Here is a 16,126-nt window from a genome sequence, read left to right as displayed (position 1 = left end):
GTAGCGAAATGCAACAGCTCTCGTACGGCGACATCAAGGCAGCGGCCGACCGGATCGTCGGCCGTATCCGGCCCGTAGCTCTCTCCCGCGTGGACCCCGGCGCGATCCGCACCGCCCACCCGGACCCCCTGGACGAGGGCCCGCAGAAGCCCTGCGAGGTGTGGCTCGCGCTGGAGCACATGCAGCACACCGGCAGTTTCAAGGCCCGCGGCGCGCAGAACTTCCTCGCCGCCCACCGCGAGGCCGGCACCCTGCCGGACGCCGGAGTGACCATCGCCTCCGGCGGGAACGCGGGGCTCGCCTGCGCGTGGGCCGCCCAGCAGCAGGGCGTCAGAGCCACGGTGTTCCTGCCCGAGACCGCGCCGCCGGTCAAGGTCGCCAGGCTGCGCAAGTACAACGCGGACGTACGCCTCGTGGGCGCCGAGTACGCCGAGGCCCTCGGCGCATGCGAGAACTTCGCGGGCGCGACCGGCGCGCTGGCCAGCCACGCCTACGACCACCCCCTCATCGCCGCGGGAGCAGGAACCCTGCTGGAGGAGATCCGCCAGCAGATTCCCGGCCTGGACACCGTGGTCGTCGCGGTCGGCGGCGGCGGCCTGTTCGCCGGAGTGGCCACCGCCGCCCAGCACCACGGCGTACGGGTCGTCGCCGTGGAACCGGAGAACTGCCGGGCGCTGAACGCCGCACTCGAAGCCGGCGAGCCTGTCGACGTACCCGTCGACTCGATCGCTGCCGACTCACTGGGAGCCCGCCGCACCTCAGGCATGGCCCTGCACGCCGCCCAGCAGGACCGCGTGCACTCAGTCCTCGTGCCGGACAGCGACATCATCAAGGCGCGCCAGGCCCTGTGGGACCACCGCCGTATCGCCGTCGAGCACGCGGCTGCCACCGGACTGGCGGCTCTCCTCGCGGAGCCGAGGTACGACACCCGGTGGAACGCCCTGCCGCAGCCCGGCGATCCCTTCGTGCCATGCCGCAGCTACCGGCCCGGCAACGGCGAAAGGGTCGCCGTGATCCTCTGCGGCGCCAACACCGACCTCAGTAGCCTGACGAACCAGGATGAATTGCAGTAGATGCAACAAGGGGAAAGCTGCCGGCTGTGAGTGAAGACGAACCCTTTGACGACTGGGCCAAGCGGTACCTCGCCCGGCGGGAGGCCCGGATCGGGGAGCTGCGCGCCCTCCCGATGGACGGGCCGCCCGGTCGTGGTGCCCATGTGAATCCGAAGGCACCGAGGTTCCTGATGCGCTGGACGGGCTACGAGTGGGCTGCCGAGGCGGTCGTCGACGACTACGCCGCCGCGCAGCGTCTACTTCACGGGATCGTCCAGCCCGGGCCCGAGCCCGGGGTGCCGGGGCGGCCCTTGCCGAAGCCGACTGGACGTCACCGCAAGCCGCCACCCTCCTAGGAACTGCGGGGAGTCGTCGCTGCGTGCGGAGCAGGCAGGGGAGAGGGGCCCGGACAGCCGCGCTGATCCGCACGTGTGCGGGCTGTGGGAACGGAATCAGGTCTGAAGGTCGGCTGCCAACCGCGCTGCTTCCCTCCGAGCCGGCACCAGCAGGGGATCGTCCTCGCGGGCATGGGGCCCCACGATCTTGGACAGGAAGTACAGGGCCATGAGCTTGCCGTCCCGGCTCTCCAAATCCCGTTGCCGCTCGTGGTAGACCCGGGCGGCGAGGCCGGGGACGGCCAGCGCGTTCCCCCAGAGCGTTACGGCGTCCAGGCCGCGGGGAGCCATGCCCCAGTCCTCCCAGTCGATGAGGCAGAACCCGGGCCCCATCACATTCGCCCACGTCAGATCCCCGTGGGCCGGAACCCACTTCCCGACCCTGGTGTCCGTGACCGCGGGGAACACCTCGCCCAGTTTCCCGGTGACGAGCTCCTGCGTGATCCGCTCCGTGTCCGGTGTCGCGATCCGGTATGTGTGCTGCGAGGACAGGGCATCGAGAGAGCCGTTCAGCCCCGCCCACCAGGCTTCGGGCAGACCAGGGTCCTCACGTACGCGAGCGCCCGTGCCGACCGGCTGCGAGGTGACCAGCTCCAGCTCGTCGGCCCGCCACATCACCGGCTCGTCTGCCTCGCGCCACGTCACGCCCTGGTACCACCGGGGCATTACGACCCCGAGCAGCACCGCGGCGGCCTCGGTGCCGTTCCATCCTTGTTGGCCGATCCGCTCGAAGGCACGGCGCTCGATCCGTACCCAGGTCCCCCGCTCTGTACGGGCTCCGAGGGAGCGGCGCTTGCGCACCAAGGTGTCCCGGTGCAGGCGTACGTTCAGGCCCTGCTCCACCCGGACCAGAACCGGGTCAGCGGGCACGTGGCGCAAGTCCACAGCCGCATGCACTGAACCGACCATCAGACCTCCTCGAGTAGGACTCCGTTTCCGGGACTATTTGACCTTCGGGGTCTCGCCTCGTGGGGGCAGGAACTCGCGGGCGCCTCGGAGCGTGGACTGCAGTCTCCTCTGCGTGGCGCGGCTGTCGAGACGGATCTCGATGCCTCCGGGGAGCGTGCTGTCGGCCCGCAGCCCTTTGTGGAGCGGGGAGGCATCCAGTCCGTCGCGTCTGGCGATGAGCAAGCCCAGGTCGTACCGGCTCAACGCCTCGGCGCCGCCGAGATGATGGACGCCTGTGGTGTCCGCCGTGGCGAGCTCCAAGAGGGCTGCCGCCAGGTCGCTCACGTGGACGGGGCAGCGCACGTCGTCGGTGAACAGGACTCCTTCGCGGGTTCCAGCGACAAGGCCGTGGACGGCACGTTCGTGCTCGGACTGGCCGTCGCCGATGATCAGAGAGGTTCGGGCCACCACGGCGTCCGGATGAACGAGGAGTACTCCGGTCTCGGCGGCCGCCTTCGCCGCCCCGTATGGGGTGACGGGGTCGGGCAGACTCGACTCGTCGTAGGGCACGGCGGCGGAGCCGGAGAACACGGCGTCGGAGGAAACCTGGATCATCCGGCTCCCGGTCTTCGCCGCCGCCATGGCCAGACGGACCGGTCCTTCGGCCGTGACTGTCCAGCGCGCGCCGCCGCTCGATGCGTTGATGATGACGCGGGGCCTGGTCTCGGCCACGACCGCTTCGATGTTGTCGGCATCGCGCAGGTCCAGAGCGTGCCAGGTCGCCTCCGGAACGGTCCCTGGTCTGGTGGCGTAGGTCCCGGCTGTCGTGTGCCCGGACAGGACGGCTTGTCGGACCAGTTCGGTCCCGAGGAACCCGGAGGCACCCACGATCAGAATCGTCACGAGGTGTCACCCTAGACCCGCACACGGTCCTCCGGCCCGCCGCGCAGGTGGGTTGGGCTTGCCCGGCGGCGCGCCAGGGGCTCAGGACTCCAACACCGTCGGGCTGCTCGCGACGGTAGCGAGCTCGGGTTCGTGCAGCACCAGGCGGCGGAGCTCCGCCGCCGCGAGTTCGACGGCGAGGAGCTCCCCGCGGCCACCGCCGTGACCCGAATCGGTACGACGTAGGAGGACTTCCAGGCTCGCCGGCATCCCCCGAGAGGCAGTCACCCTGTGATCCGGTGGACCTACCGGCGTAATTCCGCCGGATCCCTGAGCCCGCGTATGGGCGTTGCGGATACGCATGGTGCGCAGGACTGCCTCCACGGCGGCGTAGTCGGTCGCTACGGTTTCGCGGTCGTCCTGGGCATGATGAAGAAGCAGCCGCAGCTCGCAAATGACCTCGCGGGTCAGGTTATTGATCGAGATGCTTGGGTCCTGGACGTACTCGGCCAACGGTGGTTCCTCCTCCGCGTCGGCTGCGTGCTCGGCCCAGGCTGCCAAGTGGTACCAGCGCCAGTGCGTCTGTTCCCGTGTGTCCGGGCCGCGGCCAGCCGGTACGGTCGGGAAGCTCGGCCCAAGGTGAGGGTTGACCCAGCCGCATCGGCAGCCGGCAGTCAGACTGCCGGTACGGTCCCACCAAACCGCGTGAGCGGCAGCCTCCGCGTCGAGAACCTCCGTGAGCCCGCCGCCGACCGTACGGTGGATCCGCAGCTCGTGGGGGACATGACGACCTGCGTGTTCATCCTCAGTCACAGACGGTGCGGGCTCGCTTCGATTCTTCGCCCGGAGGAGGCGGGAATGCGCTTCGGTGACGCGGACGCCGTGTTCCCGAGCGATGCTGCGCGCCTTGGCTTTGCGGTCGTTGCTCCCGCGTTTGGTCATGACCGACTCCCCTGAAGGCGGGGTCCCCACGCCGTCCCGCCCTGAAGTCCGTGTCTGGGCAGAGCGAAGCAGCATGGGCCCTCGCCAGACATTTGTCCGGGTGCCAGACCATATCCGGCGAGCCTCCGACCCTGTGCCGGGAGGTGCGGCGTGGGCGCGGTACCCGGCGGTCTCGACGCGTGCATGTCCTGCGCCGCGCCCAACGTAACGCACCAGGCCGGCCGGGGGGGCCGGATGTGCTCAGGTTCCGGTGGTGCCGTTCGCGTTTCAGGCCAGGTAGGTCGTCCTCGCTCAGGGCAAGGTAGTGAACGGGCTCGGCGTCGTGGAGATGCCGGGTGATGACGACCTCGTAGGCGTTGGCGCGCTGGTCATCCGTGTACTTCTCGTCAGCTGGAACCAGTGCAGAAGTACGCGCCAGGTGAACCTTGGTGGGTCGGGACTTGCCTGCCAGTCCAGCTGAAAATGGTGGTGGCGGTGGGCGGCGGAAATCGCGTGGCGCAGATGCAACGGCGCGGCCTCGGGGTTGCTGGCCCGGTCGAGGGGCGCCAGAGCCGGATGGCCGCCTTGCCCGCCACCGGGCCCTGGAAGGAGTGAAACCCGGACGGGACGGCGATGGGCAGCGACGTGGTTCAGTAGTCCGTGTCGCCGGCCATCGCGGCCATCATGGTGCACCGCACCGCCCCCAGATGTTGCTGGGGTCCTAGTCAGATCTCAGCAACGGCACACGGACGGCTCACATGTCCCGCATGTACCAGAACACCAGCTCCACCACCGCCCGCACTGCCAGCCGCAGCGCGACCTTCCGCCACACGGCCCGGCTGCGGCTCTTCTCCTGCTCGCGCTCCTGCTCCTGCTCGTACTCCGGCATTCCGGTGCTCCCTTCTGCGTTGTCGGGAACCCATGGGACCGCGGATGCCGGAATGAAAATCAGCGGAAAACTGGACCCCGCACCGGCGGCTGCGCCTAGCGTCGGGGCATGAGCCGCAACAACAAGCCGCCCACCACGCTTGGTCCCGTCCGGCAGGCCCTCAATGACGCTGGCTGCGGTCCGAACGTCTACAACGACCGGCGCCTTCTTCGGGACTACGAGGCGCGCTTCATCCCGCGCCTGCCTGTAGACGCCACGGCCGAAGAGATCGATAACGCGGTCACTGCCGCAAAGGTCTGCGCTATAGCCCGCTCGGGCGGCCATCTGTGCCCGGTGCTGGGGTGGAGACTGCTGGCGATGAATCCGGATCCTTTCGCCACCCGGGAGATCCGGGTTGCAGTCCGCGAAGGCGTCGAGAATTTGAAGAGGCGCGAGTACGGGCCTCCGATCCCCAAGATCAACCACCAAGCAGGTAAGTCCATCGAGGCGTTACTCTCCCTCGCCCACGAGCCGGTGATGGCGATGGTCGCCCACGTTGCCCGCTCCCACGGAATCAGCCAGGCAGAGATCGACACCTTCATAAAGGACGTGCAGGAATCCGCCAAGGCGAAGCCCGCCCCGCGTTCGCCGAACACCGGCCTCCGCGAAGCCTTCCGAATCATGTCCGCCTCCATGGGCACGCCCCTCGTCGAGCTAGATCAAAAGGCCCTGGAGGATGCCCTCCTCGCCTCCGTCACTTCCGCGAGACGCCTCCGCGAGATTCTGGAAGTACAGGGCTATAAGCCGGGGAACAAGCCCAGCGGGGGCCTGACCAGCCTGGTCGACATGATCGACGCGGCCAACCTGACCGACACTGAGCGCGCGCTGCATCTGTTGGATGCAGGCGGCGACGATTCCGTACGGGAAGTGGTGCTGTGGGTGGGCCGGGTGCGGCGTACTGGAGACTTCCCGCATGAGGCCCACCAATTGCAGAAATGCCGGGCCGCCGCCGACTGGGATGCGCTGCTGGTGTGCCAGATCCTCGACCCGGTCACCTTCATATGGTGGAAAGCCTCCTACGGGGAAACCGGCCCACTGCTGTCCTTCACCACGGATTTCCTCGCCGACGCAGCCCGTGGCGCACGGGAGGGGCGCGAATCTTGACGCCGCGGCCCGCGCCGACCTAGCAGAAAGTGCTGTCAGAGGCGACTTGTCGGCCATGGGCTGCCACTGCTGCCGGTTCGGTGATCGCGAGATCTAGCTGAGGCGGTCCGAGGTGACGCCGGTGCGGCTCCGGTGGTACCCGGGATCCCGCCGAGGTACTCGATGCCGGACAGGCCCTCGGCGACGGTGAAGGCGACGAGCGAGCCGAGCGGCTCTCCCGCCCGGACGATGACCTCCACGAGGTCGCCGCCGAGCGGGCGCACGGCGACGCCGCGGGTGTCCATGCGGATCACGGTCCCGGGATAGCCGGTGTCAGCGGCGAGGGTGTTGCTGCCGCCGTCGAGCACGAACGGCGCCGCGTCGCCGGCTGCGGTGTGGGCGAGGTCGGGCCAGGAGGCGGGGTCGGTGTGGGTGAGGAACCGGTCGGCGGGTCCGCCGAGGCGGAGGGTGGTGTGGTCGGCCAGCAGCTCACCCATAGGGTGCCTCCGTTCGTCAGGTGGCGGAGATGGTCTTGAGTGCGAGTTCCCGCAGTGGGGCGATCTTGGCGCGGGCGTTGCCGCCGTAGATGGCGTTTGTGCAGATCACCAGGTAGCGGCCGGTGTCCGGTGCGAGGTAGAGGCTCGTGCCGGTGAACCCGTGGTGGTACGCCACGCGTCCGCCAGCGGCGAGGATCCAGGACAGCCCGCGGTCCAGGCCGGGCTCGATCGGAGCTTGGGGGACCAGGCTGGCGTGCAGCCATTCACCCAGGCCGTGCTTGTCTCCGTCCGCGTGCGCGGTCAGGAGCCTGCTGACGTATACGGCCAGGTCGGTGGGGGTGGAGAAGACACCGGCGTGGCCGGCGATGCCGCCGAGCAGGCTGGCGTTGTCGTCGTGCGGGGCTCCCCAGATCCGCGGGGCGCCGGGGATGCGCAGCTCGGTCGGGGCGACCTGCGGGGTGCGGCTGACGGGTCCGTACACCGTGGAGTCCATGCCGAGCGTCTTCCACAGGGCATCGCCGAGCAGTTCGAGGGGGTGGCCGTAGACGTGGGCGAGGGCCAGGCCGAGCAGGATGTAGCCGCGGTTGATGTATCGGTGCTGGCCGGGGGCGTCTTCCAGCGGTTCGCGGCAGAGGAGTTCGTGCAGGGGCAGGTCGGCGCCGCGGTAGAGGTCGAGGCGGGTGGAGGCGCGCAGCCCGGAGGTGTGCGCGATCAGCTGGCGGACGGTCGCCTCGCCGCTGGGGGTCTCGCTGTTCATCGGGGGCAGGAAGTCGCGGATCGGGGCGTCGAGGTCGAGCAGCCCGGCGTCCAGGGCCTGCCCGATCAGAGGCCAGGTGGCGACGACCTTCGTCAGCGAGGCGATGTCGTACAGCGTGTCCGGCCCGGGTTCGCTCTCGCCGCACTCCGGGGCTACCGTGCCGGCCATGAGGAACCGGGGGTCGGCGCTGGTGGTGCCGTAGGCGATGACGCCGCCGGGGGCCGCGCCGTCGGCGACGACCTGGGCGAACGTGTCCCCGAGGCGGGTGGTGTCATCGGCAGTGAACGGGGCGGGCATCAGGGGCCTCCGGGGATGGTGGTGATCTCGGCTCCCAGCGTGGCCAGATTGGGCAGCAGGTAGCCGTAGCCGCGCCGGAGATGGAACATCCCTCGGATCGTAGAGGTGCCGTCGGCGGCGAGTGCGGCGATCAGCAGCGCGGTCACCGCACGGATGTCCGCGGCCTCCACCTCAGCGCCGTGGAGCCGGGCCGGCCCGCGGACGCGGAGGATAGGACCGGTGGCGGTGATTTCGGCGCCGAAGGAAGGCAGCCCCTGAACGTGGGTGTCACGACGGGGGTAGACGCGCTCGCCGATCAACGAGGTGCCCTCGGCTCGGGTGAGCATCGCGGCCAGCTGCGGTGCGGTGTCGGTCGGCAGTCCCGGGTGCGGGCCGGTCGCTGCCTCAAGAGCCTGAAGCTGCCCGTAGAGGTGCGTCCGCACACCACCGCTCGGATCGTCGGCCCGGATGATGCCGGCTTCGGCGAGGGCGCGGGTGAGACCGTCGGGGAAGTCGGCGGCGGTGATGTTGTCGAGGTGGACGGTGCCTCCGGTCGCGGCGGCGGCCATGACCATTGTGGCGGCCTCGATCCGGTCCCCGGCCACCGCGAACGTGCCGCCGGCGATTCAGTCGCCGCCCGACACGTGCAAACCGTCCTCGTCGAAGTGGACGAGGGCGCCCCGGTCGCGTGTCGCTGGCAGGCGGCGGGACAGTACTGGGGGGCCTGCCTCTACCGAGGTCTGAGGAGGAACTCGTTGATCTCAGCGGTTCCCGGGTTGTAGCCGTCGGATGTGTCCACCACCAGCGTCGGCACGTCGAGGCTGATGGGAACGAACTGGTCGGGGTCGTACGTGCCGGCCTCCATATCGGCGAGGAGGGCGGCGTCACCGTGGGCGACTCGGTGGCTGTCTGTGTGCGCGCGCTCGGTGATCCGGTCGACGATGGTCGAGGCGGGGGTAGCGCACCGGATGACGCGGATGTCAGCCATGGCCGTGAGGGGTTCCAGCCCCGGACGCCACAGCCGGTCTTGGAAGGCAGCCTCAGCCACGAGGGTGACGCCCCCTTGTAGGAGGACCGTGATCGTGTCGAAGAAGGTCGTCCAGGCGGGCAAGTTCAGCGGATCGTCCCCGTCAGGGCGGTGATCCGAGACGTTCATGACCATGCCCTGCTTGATCTCGTCACGAATGATCGTGGGACAACCCATCTCTGCTCCGAGGACGCGAGCGAGCGTGCTCTTCCCCGTGGCTGGAGGGCCGCTGACGACGACGAGGGTCGGTTTCACCACGAGCTGCACTCCGATACGAATCGGGACGGGTCAGGACGCAGGCTAGAGGCTGGCCTGCTGCTTGCGGAGCTGGACGTCGGCGCTTTGTGGTGGGACCGCGAACGCGGCCTCGAACGGATACCCGACATCGAGGAGCGCCACCGCACCGCACCGGACAGGTCGGCCGCTTCAACGCCACCAGCGTGATGATGCAGGACGGCATCGCCGAGAACTTCAGCACCGTCATCGCCCCGCGCGAGGCCCTCAACACCGCCCTGGAATGGGTGAGGACGGCGGACTCCGTTGCGCACCCGCAACCGTGCGCAACCGGGCACGGTACGCGCAACAGCGACCAGACCAGCAAACACCCGGTTGGGGCGCTGCCGATACGCAATGCTGACGCGATGACTTCTTCCGAGCCCGCCGCCCAGATGCCCGCCAGCGAGCCCGACCCCGCAGGGTTACCACCCCAGGACGAGTGGCTGGCCACTCGTCTCCGCGCCTACGCCGGGACGTCCGTGCTCGTCACCAATGAGGACGGCCTGCCCTCATCGTCAAGGCCAGGTACCGCGACGGATGGATGTTTCCCGGCGGAGTCGTTGACCACGGCGAGGACCCTGTCCAGTGCGCGCGTCGGGAACTGCTGGAAGAGACCGGCCTCGACGCTAACGACCTTGCTCTGGCCGTGGTCACCTGGTCCCTTCCTGGACCGCGGCTTCCCCACCCCTCGGTGAACTTCGTGTTCGACGCGGGCACCTTCAAAGCCCCAGACGTCCGACTCCAGGCCGACGAGCTCGAAGCCCACATGTGGGCACGCCTGGACGAAGCCGGGGAGCTCTTGCTTCCCTCCGCAGCACTCCGGATGACGGCCGCGCTCGAGGCCCGCAGGACGGGCATCTTTCAGATGCTGCACAGCGGCGACGACTGTTGACGAGATCCCGGGCCTTGAGCCCCGGGCTTTCACGCGAACTGACCGGCCGCCGGGACCAGCAGTATCCGCACCCGCCCTGGCCTCGTCCAGGATGTGCACCACCCCTCCATTCGGCTCCTCCAGCACTGTGACGGATCCACCTAAACCAGCCAGAAGGGAAGATGCCCCATGACCGGGAAACTAGCTCGTCGCGCCGTGCCCACCGACGCGGCGGAGCTCACGAGGCTGAGATGGATCATGTTCGGGGCACCCGGGCCGGCCCCCGATCCGCAATGGGCGGCAGAGTGCGCAGCAACGTTCGCTCAACGCATCACCGACCCGCTGTTCGCCGCCTTCGTAGTCGATACGGGGAGCGGCGCCCTCGCCGCGTGTGCCGTCGCTACTCGCATCCCTCGATTCCCCAGCCCGGGGAACAGCGCCCCGTACGCCGGACATCTCGGGTCAGTGGCCACCGACCCCGCACACCGTCGGCTCGGGTACAGCCGGGCCTGCGTCACGGCAGCCCTGGACTGGCTCGCCGGTGAGGGGTGCACGGTCGTTGACCTGTACGCCTCGGCTGACGGACGGAGGCTGTACGAGTCGCTGGGATTCGCCGTCCGGGCGGACGTGGCGATGATCTGGCGGGCGCCGAGCGCGGCCGAGGAATGGTGAGAGGGCCTGCGATCAGCAGTGCGCGGCAGTACCTATGTTCGCCTGTCCGATCAGCAAGTTGACGCGGTCGAGCGCGGCCTGGGTAGATTCGATCAGACTGGTGTCGCCCTTGGCGCTCCGTAGCTGCCACGCTTCGCGAAGGTGGGCGTGTGCCAGTACAAGGTCGCCTTGCTCCATGAGGTGCTTGCCGAAGTGCTGGAGGGCGAAGTCCACGCGTTCCGGGTGCTGACTCCGGGCGGTGTCCAGGGCCTTGCGGTACAGCACGTCAGCGGTCTCTGCCTCACCGGCGTAGCGGTACGCGTCGCCGAGGTTGAGTTCGGCAGCGATGACGGCCCGGGTGTTGCCGCTGGCTGTGGCCAGGTCGAGCGCCTGCCTCAGGAACGTGCTTCCGTCACCGTAGCTGCCCAGGCTCACCAGACCGATGCCGATCCACCGGGCCAGGGCCCGCGCCCTGGAGTCATCGGTATCTGCGGGAAGTGCACGGAGTTCCGCGCGTAGTTCCTTGACGGCGGCGGACAGTTGGTTGTGGTCGGTGGGGACCATGCGCAGGTCGTCACCGTGTGTGATGAGGGTGCTGGAGCACTCATCCCTCCCTCCCTTGTTCGGTTCCTGTACCTCCACGTGCGTGAGGGCCGCGAGACCGGGTTCACGGTTGGTCCTCGTGCATGAAGCGCTCCAGGGTTCGCCGACCGGAAGACGTGACGAAGGCGTCGGAATGTGAGGGGCCCCAGGCCAGGGAGGCGGCCGCGTCCAGTGCGGTGAGGCACCGTAGAGCGATCCGCTCTCCCTCGGCCAGTTGGCGGCCGTAGCCCTGGAAGAACGCGTCCATCCGGTCAGGCCGCTCGGCCCACACGGTAGTAGCGAGGATGACGAAGTCCTGGACGGCCGGCGCCATACGCGTCAGCTCGAAGTCAATGAGGAAAAGCCGCTGGTCGGGCCGTGACCAAAGCCAATTCCGGGGGCGATTGTCACCATGGACCAGGCCCACCGGGACGCTGCCGACCTGGCGGAGCCGCTGCGCGTAGCCGCGCACCAGCTTCTGCTCGGCGGAGCTCATCAGGGACCCGGCCTGGGCTAGGTGCATCTCCACCTTGTCCGCCGCGGCGAGGAAAGCCGCTTCGGCGACTTCCTGGGTGGATTCCCCGGTCGCGCCTGCTTCATGGAGGCGTGCGGTGAGCAAGCCGGCCTGCTCGTACAGGACTCCCTCTTCGGTCGTGGTCATGCGCAGAGCCTTGACGGGAGTCCCGGGCACGGCGCTGAGGAGCAGTACGAGGTCTTCTGCGCGGCAGTCAAGGAGTTGCGGCGCCCGGCCGTGTCCAAGGGCCGGCACGACCGAGCGGTAGGCCAGGGCCTCGCGGGTGAACGCCTGCTCGTCGGGGGAGATCTTCAGGTAGGCGTGGACGCCCTGGTGGGTGGCCAACTCCCACACCCGTGAAGACGGCCGGTTGTGCGCCGCATCGTGCACGGTCATGACCGGCCCGAGGCGCTGCTCCGCCCACTGCGCGAGGACAGGCGGGATTTGCTTCGACTCGTTCACGCCTCACACCCCGTACCCGGGTGAAGGTGAAGTGGGTCCGGGACGTGCTGCGGGGGGACTTGGCTGGGGGTCAAGTCGTGGCACATGAACCATTCGGTGCTCAGGAGGTCCGCCCGCGAGCTGTCCGGTAGACCCGACAGGAGGGCGGGTAGGGAGCGGGCCCGCGCGACTTCGGAGCGGTGGGCGAAAAGGGCCTCCTGCTTCTGGCTGATCCAGGGACGGACATCGACGGGCGAGGTGACCATCTCGTCCGGAACCGTACGGAGCCGTTTCCCGACCGTGGCGAGGAGGTCAGCCAGATCGCGCGCTCCCACCTGGGGGTACGCGGCCAGCCAGAGACTGCGCGGTGTCCAGGCCGGTCCGGCATGAGGGTGGAGGTCTGGGAGACCGGAGGCATGGACGGCCAGCACCGTGATCTGGTGGGTCCTGACGTGATCGGGGTGCCCGGACGCTCCAGAGGGGTCGTGCGTGATCACGATGTCGGGCCGGAAGGCACGCATGTGCTCGACGACGCGACCGACCGCCTCGTCGAGCGGGGCGTCACACAGGCGCGGCTGCTCGGGAGCGGAGTCCGGAACCTGGTGATCCGCGTAGCCGAGCATGCGGGGCTCTGCTGCGCCGAGGATCCGCAGCGCGTGGGCGAGCTCTTCGGCGCGGTGGCTGTCGGGGGCCCAGGTTGCGGTCACCACTGCTGTGCGGGCTCCGGCTGCGGCGTGCCGGGCGAGGACGCCGCCCGCGGCCAACACCTCGTCGTCGGGGTGTGCGAACAGGCCCAGGATGCTTGCATCGGTCATGGGGGAGGCGGCCTCTCACGGTGGGGTTGCTGGGAAGGGGGCGTCCCGCATCGGATCCCGGTGAGCGTGAGATCTAGGACCCGGCACACGGGCGGGACGGCTGCGGGGTCAGGCAGTTCCCCGCGGCACGGGGCGGCCGGTGAGGAGTTCCGCGCGGGCCCTGATCGCCTCGGCGATCTCCTGGTGGTGGCCTCGCGCGATGACCTGCAGAAGCTGGGCGAGAGCGACCAGTTCCCCGGTCCTGCCCGCGGGTGTGTTGAGGATGTGGGCGAACGTCGTACGGACGCGGTGGGCGGTTCCGGGGGAGCGCAGGCTGTAGGCGTGGAGGAGGCCGGCGTCGTATCCGACGGGCAGGGTTCCCCAGGACTCCCAGTCCAGGACCACAAGATGCTCGGCGCATAGGTTCGCCCAGTGGAGATCTCCGTGGCCCGTGGTCCAGGCGGTGACCTGTACCGGGGGGATGCCGAGGTAGGAGTCGAAGTTCTTGTCGATCCACTGCTGCCGGACGGCCTGTCGCTCGGTCGGCACCGAGGACATGGCGGCCAGGGCGGCGCTGAGTTCGGTCCACCACACCTGCGGCAGGGCCGGGGCGTGGGTAAGGACGGGGCCCCCGGTTTGGATGACCGGCCAGGGTACGAGCTCGGTCAGTTCCGCCCTGTAGCGGTGGCCGCCCGCCGTCCATTCCAGAACGTCGACGACCCGTGGCCGGGGGATGGTGCGGGGCAGCTGGGTGTCCGCGGCGGCCGCGCCGTCCCAGAGTCGACCTGCCGGTTTCTCCAGCGGTCGGGAGACGACGCGTAGCCATCGGTCGCCGCAACGGCGACTGATGGTCCGGCCCTGCCACCCCCATGCTTCCGGGCCCGATGCCCCGCCCACCAGGAGGGTGCGCGCGGCCCGGTGATGGGCGTCGCGCATCCGCTCCTCGTCGGGCTGTTTCCGGGGTGGGGCAAATAGCGCGTCCATCGTCTGCTCCGTGCTGGGCTGGGGCCTGCTCGGTGTCCGCGGGCCAGCGTGTGGGGTGGTCAGGGTGTGACTGCGAGGAGGCGGGCGGCGCCCGCCTCCAGGAGGGCCCGTCCGGCTTGCCGGCCGATGTCCGCGGCATGATCGCTGGGGCCGTGGGCGCTGGAGCGCAGGGCGGGCCCGCCGGCCGGGTCGAGAACGGCCGCGTGGACCGTGACCAGTCCGGTGTCGGGGTCGAGGACGGCGTGGGCGGACGCGGCGGTCAGGCAGCCGCCTTCGAGGGCGGAAAGCACCGCCCGCTCGGCGTCCAGGAGGATCCGCGTCGGCGGATGGGTGACGGCGTCCAGGAGCTGGGCGACGTCGGGATCGGCGGTGCGGTGCTCGATGACGACGATCCCGGCGCCGGCGGCGGGCAGCCACACGGTCGGGTCGAGGATCTCGGACACCCGGCGGGCGAGGCCGAGACGGCGCAGTCCGGCCAGGGCCGCGATCATCACGCCGGCTCCGAGCCGGTCTTCGTCGAGGGCGGTGAGCCGGGAGTCGGCATTCCCCCGGATGGGGACCGGGGTGAGCTTGGGGTACAGGGCTTTCAGGAGGGCGGCGCGGCGGGGTGCGCTGGTCCCGACCCGGGTTCCGGGCGGCAGTTCGGCGAGGGTGGTGGGCGGCTGGTCGGCAGGCAGGACCAGTTCCCTGATCATTGGGTGTGTTCAAGCGTCAGGGGAGGCGTCAGTTGAGCGAGTGGCATGTGGTGTGGGTGCCGGATCCGGTGAAGTGGGGGGCGCTGCCGAGGGAAGACGTCCTGGGGGTACAGAACTTACCGGAGGCGGTGGCCCGGATCGGCTTACGGCCTGGCGACCCGGTATACATAAGGCCGGACGGCACGGTGGACCGGGACTTCCTGGATTTCGTTCGATCCGAAGCGTTCCGGAATCTGGAACGGGAAACGAAGCGGAATTACGGAACGGACTACCGGCCGCTCCTGACCTTCCTGTCGTCGCGTGGTGTGTCATGGCGGGAGGCGACGCAGCAAGACCTGGCGGACTACCGGCACTGGCGATGCCAGGCTCCCGAGAACCCGCGCCGGATCAGCGGGACCAAATGGGACCGCGAGGCGGCCGCATACACCAAGCTCTTTAGGTGGGGGAAGGTCTATCCGCTGCCGGTGGATGTTTCGCGGCGAGAGGACCGTGCCACTGACTCGGTCAGCGCGAGGGTGTCTTGGCTGACACCGCGGACGTGGGGCCTGTGGTCGGACATCGGGCTGCGTGGCCACACCCGCGCCGGGATCGCGGCGCCGGGGTGGGAGTCGCGCACGGAGATGCGGAACACCAGCTTCGTGCAGCTGCTGCTCAGCTCGGGTCTGCGGCGCCAGGAGGGCGGAGCTCTGCTGACCTTCGAGCTGCCGGCCCAACGCCTTCGCCATGGCCGCTACCTCCATGGCCGCGTAGCGGGGGCATTGACGCGGTCGAAGAACAGCCGGACCTTCTACGCGTCGGTGGACTCGGTCGGCCAGGTCGAGACCTACATCGACTCGGAACGGGCTTGGGCGGTGCAACGCGCCCAGGCGGCGGGCCGCTACGACCGGTTGCCCGTCATGAGGCTGGTCACGAGGGTCACGCACGGACTGAAGCCGAAAGTCGAGTGGGTGGACAAGGCCGGCATCGTCGGTGCACAGGAGCTGAGCCGCCTGGACTGGCGCGAGCGGCGGTGGCTGTTCGTGGAGGGGCCGGACGGGCCGGAGCCGGCGTGGTTGTGGCTGACCGAGCAGGGCCTGCCGATGGAGCCGGACCGCTGGAACAGCGTGTTCAGGAGGGCGAACCTGCGTTGCGAGGAAGTCCTGCTCAGCGAGGAGGAACGGAAGATCGGGCGGAACTTCCGAATAGCGGAAGTCCGCGGGAAGACTCCGTACGCGACCCCGCATTCCGCCAGGCACTCCATGGCCCTCTACATGCTGATCCTGCTGAATGAGTTGTTCGAATCGCGCTACGGACTCACGAAGGCGGACCGGCGGGACTTTGCCCTGCTGTTCGGTGACCCGTGGTGGCTGGTCAAGGTCTTGTTGGGGCACTCCGATGTGGAGACGACGAAGCGGCACTACCTCGCGCCGGTCTCCCACCTGCACTTGGAGTCGCTCCTCGCCGCCGTGGAGACCACCGACGAGAACAGGAATGTCGAGGATCTGGACGACCTGTTCGCGAGGCTGGCCCGCGAGACGGCCGGTATCCAGGACATCGATTCTCTCCTCGAGGCCGCGTCGTGAGCCGGCGGGGACGCAGAGCCGTCCCGCCGCCACCCGGCCACCGCACCGAG

General features: G+C 69.3%; 19 protein-coding genes. 6 read left to right on the top strand and 13 right to left on the bottom strand.

All coding sequences use genetic code 11. From position 1 onward, the window contains the following. Positions 1-8: 8 nt before the first annotated feature. The gene (locus Sspor_RS08145) at positions 9-1,073 is read left to right on the top strand and encodes a threonine/serine dehydratase (protein WP_202198419.1); all 1,065 of its coding nucleotides are present in this window, start codon (positions 9-11) and stop codon (positions 1,071-1,073) included. 26 nt (positions 1,074-1,099) lie between these two features. Continuing rightward, positions 1,100-1,408 (top strand): DUF6087 family protein, encoded by a 309-nt coding sequence (locus Sspor_RS08140; RefSeq protein ID WP_202198418.1) that lies wholly within the window; start codon positions 1,100-1,102, stop codon positions 1,406-1,408. 96 nt (positions 1,409-1,504) lie between these two features. On the opposite strand, the gene Sspor_RS08135 is transcribed toward Sspor_RS08140, so the two are convergent. From Sspor_RS08135 to Sspor_RS41040, 4 genes are all read right to left on the bottom strand, one after another. Continuing rightward, complete coding sequence (locus Sspor_RS08135) at positions 1,505-2,356, bottom strand: phosphotransferase (protein ID WP_202198417.1); 852 nt, start codon at positions 2,354-2,356, stop codon at positions 1,505-1,507. A gap of 33 nt (positions 2,357-2,389) precedes the next feature. Beyond that, positions 2,390-3,238 (bottom strand): SDR family oxidoreductase, encoded by an 849-nt coding sequence (locus Sspor_RS08130; protein WP_202198416.1) that lies wholly within the window; start codon positions 3,236-3,238, stop codon positions 2,390-2,392. 81 nt (positions 3,239-3,319) lie between these two features. Continuing rightward, positions 3,320-4,159 (bottom strand): hypothetical protein, encoded by an 840-nt coding sequence (locus Sspor_RS08125; protein WP_202198415.1) that lies wholly within the window; start codon positions 4,157-4,159, stop codon positions 3,320-3,322. A 733-nt stretch (positions 4,160-4,892) separates the two neighbouring features. After that, positions 4,893-5,027, bottom strand: coding sequence for a hypothetical protein (locus Sspor_RS41040; RefSeq protein WP_272934832.1), 135 nt, complete (start codon positions 5,025-5,027; stop codon positions 4,893-4,895). A gap of 108 nt (positions 5,028-5,135) precedes the next feature. Between Sspor_RS41040 and Sspor_RS08120 the strand changes: the two genes are divergently transcribed. After that, positions 5,136-6,170, top strand: coding sequence for a hypothetical protein (locus Sspor_RS08120; RefSeq protein WP_202198414.1), 1,035 nt, complete (start codon positions 5,136-5,138; stop codon positions 6,168-6,170). 35 nt (positions 6,171-6,205) lie between these two features. Here the strand turns inward: Sspor_RS08120 and Sspor_RS08115 are convergent, their stop codons facing one another. From Sspor_RS08115 to Sspor_RS08100, 4 genes are all read right to left on the bottom strand, one after another. Continuing rightward, entirely contained in the window at positions 6,206-6,646 is a 441-nt protein-coding gene (locus Sspor_RS08115; RefSeq protein ID WP_202198413.1) for a UDP-N-acetylmuramate dehydrogenase, read from the bottom strand. 16 nt (positions 6,647-6,662) lie between these two features. Then, positions 6,663-7,700 (bottom strand): serine hydrolase domain-containing protein, encoded by a 1,038-nt coding sequence (locus Sspor_RS08110; protein ID WP_202198412.1) that lies wholly within the window; start codon positions 7,698-7,700, stop codon positions 6,663-6,665. After that, positions 7,700-8,284, bottom strand: a complete 585-nt coding sequence (locus Sspor_RS08105) for a carboxyvinyltransferase (RefSeq protein ID WP_202198411.1) — start codon at positions 8,282-8,284, stop codon at positions 7,700-7,702. Before Sspor_RS08105 ends, Sspor_RS08110 begins: the two co-directional genes overlap by 1 nt. A gap of 125 nt (positions 8,285-8,409) precedes the next feature. Beyond that, on the bottom strand, positions 8,410-8,964 hold the full coding sequence (locus Sspor_RS08100) for a P-loop nucleotide/nucleoside kinase family protein (RefSeq protein WP_237403743.1): 555 nt from the start codon (positions 8,962-8,964) through the stop codon (positions 8,410-8,412). Positions 8,965-9,493: 529 nt separating this feature from the next. Between Sspor_RS08100 and Sspor_RS08095 the strand changes: the two genes are divergently transcribed. Both Sspor_RS08095 and Sspor_RS08090 read left to right on the top strand, forming a co-directional pair. After that, positions 9,494-9,874, top strand: a complete 381-nt coding sequence (locus Sspor_RS08095) for an NUDIX domain-containing protein (protein ID WP_272934867.1) — start codon at positions 9,494-9,496, stop codon at positions 9,872-9,874. Between the two features lie 168 nt (positions 9,875-10,042). Then, the gene (locus Sspor_RS08090) at positions 10,043-10,525 is read left to right on the top strand and encodes a GNAT family N-acetyltransferase (protein ID WP_202198408.1); all 483 of its coding nucleotides are present in this window, start codon (positions 10,043-10,045) and stop codon (positions 10,523-10,525) included. 12 nt (positions 10,526-10,537) lie between these two features. Here the strand turns inward: Sspor_RS08090 and Sspor_RS08085 are convergent, their stop codons facing one another. The 5 genes from Sspor_RS08085 to Sspor_RS08065 all read right to left on the bottom strand — a co-directional run bounded on the left by Sspor_RS08085 (position 10,538) and on the right by Sspor_RS08065 (position 14,514). After that, a complete protein-coding gene (locus Sspor_RS08085; protein ID WP_202198407.1) occupies positions 10,538-11,068 on the bottom strand; it encodes a tetratricopeptide repeat protein in 531 nt (176 codons plus the stop codon). Positions 11,069-11,171: 103 nt separating this feature from the next. Then, positions 11,172-12,062, bottom strand: coding sequence for a phosphotransferase enzyme family protein (locus tag Sspor_RS08080; RefSeq protein ID WP_237403742.1), 891 nt, complete (start codon positions 12,060-12,062; stop codon positions 11,172-11,174). Further along, a complete protein-coding gene (locus Sspor_RS08075; RefSeq protein WP_202198406.1) occupies positions 12,059-12,856 on the bottom strand; it encodes a PIG-L deacetylase family protein in 798 nt (265 codons plus the stop codon). Before Sspor_RS08075 ends, Sspor_RS08080 begins: the two co-directional genes overlap by 4 nt. A 108-nt stretch (positions 12,857-12,964) precedes the next feature. Next, on the bottom strand, positions 12,965-13,819 hold the full coding sequence (locus tag Sspor_RS08070) for a hypothetical protein (protein WP_202198405.1): 855 nt from the start codon (positions 13,817-13,819) through the stop codon (positions 12,965-12,967). Positions 13,820-13,878: 59 nt separating this feature from the next. Beyond that, positions 13,879-14,514 carry a hypothetical protein gene (locus tag Sspor_RS08065; protein ID WP_202198404.1) on the bottom strand — a complete coding sequence of 212 codons (636 nt, stop codon included), beginning with the start codon at positions 14,512-14,514 and terminating at the stop codon, positions 13,879-13,881. 32 nt (positions 14,515-14,546) lie between these two features. On the opposite strand from Sspor_RS08065, the gene Sspor_RS08060 reads away from it, so the two are divergent. Next, on the top strand, positions 14,547-16,076 hold the full coding sequence (locus Sspor_RS08060) for a site-specific integrase (protein ID WP_202198403.1): 1,530 nt from the start codon (positions 14,547-14,549) through the stop codon (positions 16,074-16,076). The last annotated feature ends 50 nt before the right edge of the window (positions 16,077-16,126 follow it).

The organism is Streptomyces spororaveus (assembly GCF_016755875.1).
In the GTDB taxonomy this organism is placed as follows: Bacteria; Actinomycetota; Actinomycetes; order Streptomycetales; family Streptomycetaceae; genus Streptomyces; species Streptomyces spororaveus.
This window is presented reverse-complemented; position numbering and strand designations above follow the sequence as displayed.

Bases quoted from the DNA above. Each gene is read 5' to 3' on its own strand.
- Sspor_RS08145 (WP_202198419.1), top strand. From the start codon at position 9: ATGCAACAGCTCTCGTACGGCGACATCAAGGCAGCGGCCGACCGGATC.
- Sspor_RS08135 (WP_202198417.1), bottom strand. From the start codon at position 2,356: ATGGTCGGTTCAGTGCATGCGGCTGTGGACTTGCGCCACGTGCCCGCT.
- Sspor_RS08125 (WP_202198415.1), bottom strand. From the start codon at position 4,159: ATGACCAAACGCGGGAGCAACGACCGCAAAGCCAAGGCGCGCAGCATC.
- Sspor_RS41040 (WP_272934832.1), bottom strand. From the start codon at position 5,027: ATGCCGGAGTACGAGCAGGAGCAGGAGCGCGAGCAGGAGAAGAGCCGC.
- Sspor_RS08120 (WP_202198414.1), top strand. From the start codon at position 5,136: ATGAGCCGCAACAACAAGCCGCCCACCACGCTTGGTCCCGTCCGGCAG.
- Sspor_RS08115 (WP_202198413.1), bottom strand. From the start codon at position 6,646: ATGGGTGAGCTGCTGGCCGACCACACCACCCTCCGCCTCGGCGGACCC.
- Sspor_RS08110 (WP_202198412.1), bottom strand. From the start codon at position 7,700: ATGCCCGCCCCGTTCACTGCCGATGACACCACCCGCCTCGGGGACACG.
- Sspor_RS08090 (WP_202198408.1), top strand. From the start codon at position 10,043: ATGACCGGGAAACTAGCTCGTCGCGCCGTGCCCACCGACGCGGCGGAG.
- Sspor_RS08085 (WP_202198407.1), bottom strand. From the start codon at position 11,068: ATGGTCCCCACCGACCACAACCAACTGTCCGCCGCCGTCAAGGAACTA.
- Sspor_RS08075 (WP_202198406.1), bottom strand. From the start codon at position 12,856: ATGACCGATGCAAGCATCCTGGGCCTGTTCGCACACCCCGACGACGAG.
- Sspor_RS08070 (WP_202198405.1), bottom strand. From the start codon at position 13,819: ATGGACGCGCTATTTGCCCCACCCCGGAAACAGCCCGACGAGGAGCGG.
- Sspor_RS08065 (WP_202198404.1), bottom strand. From the start codon at position 14,514: ATGATCAGGGAACTGGTCCTGCCTGCCGACCAGCCGCCCACCACCCTC.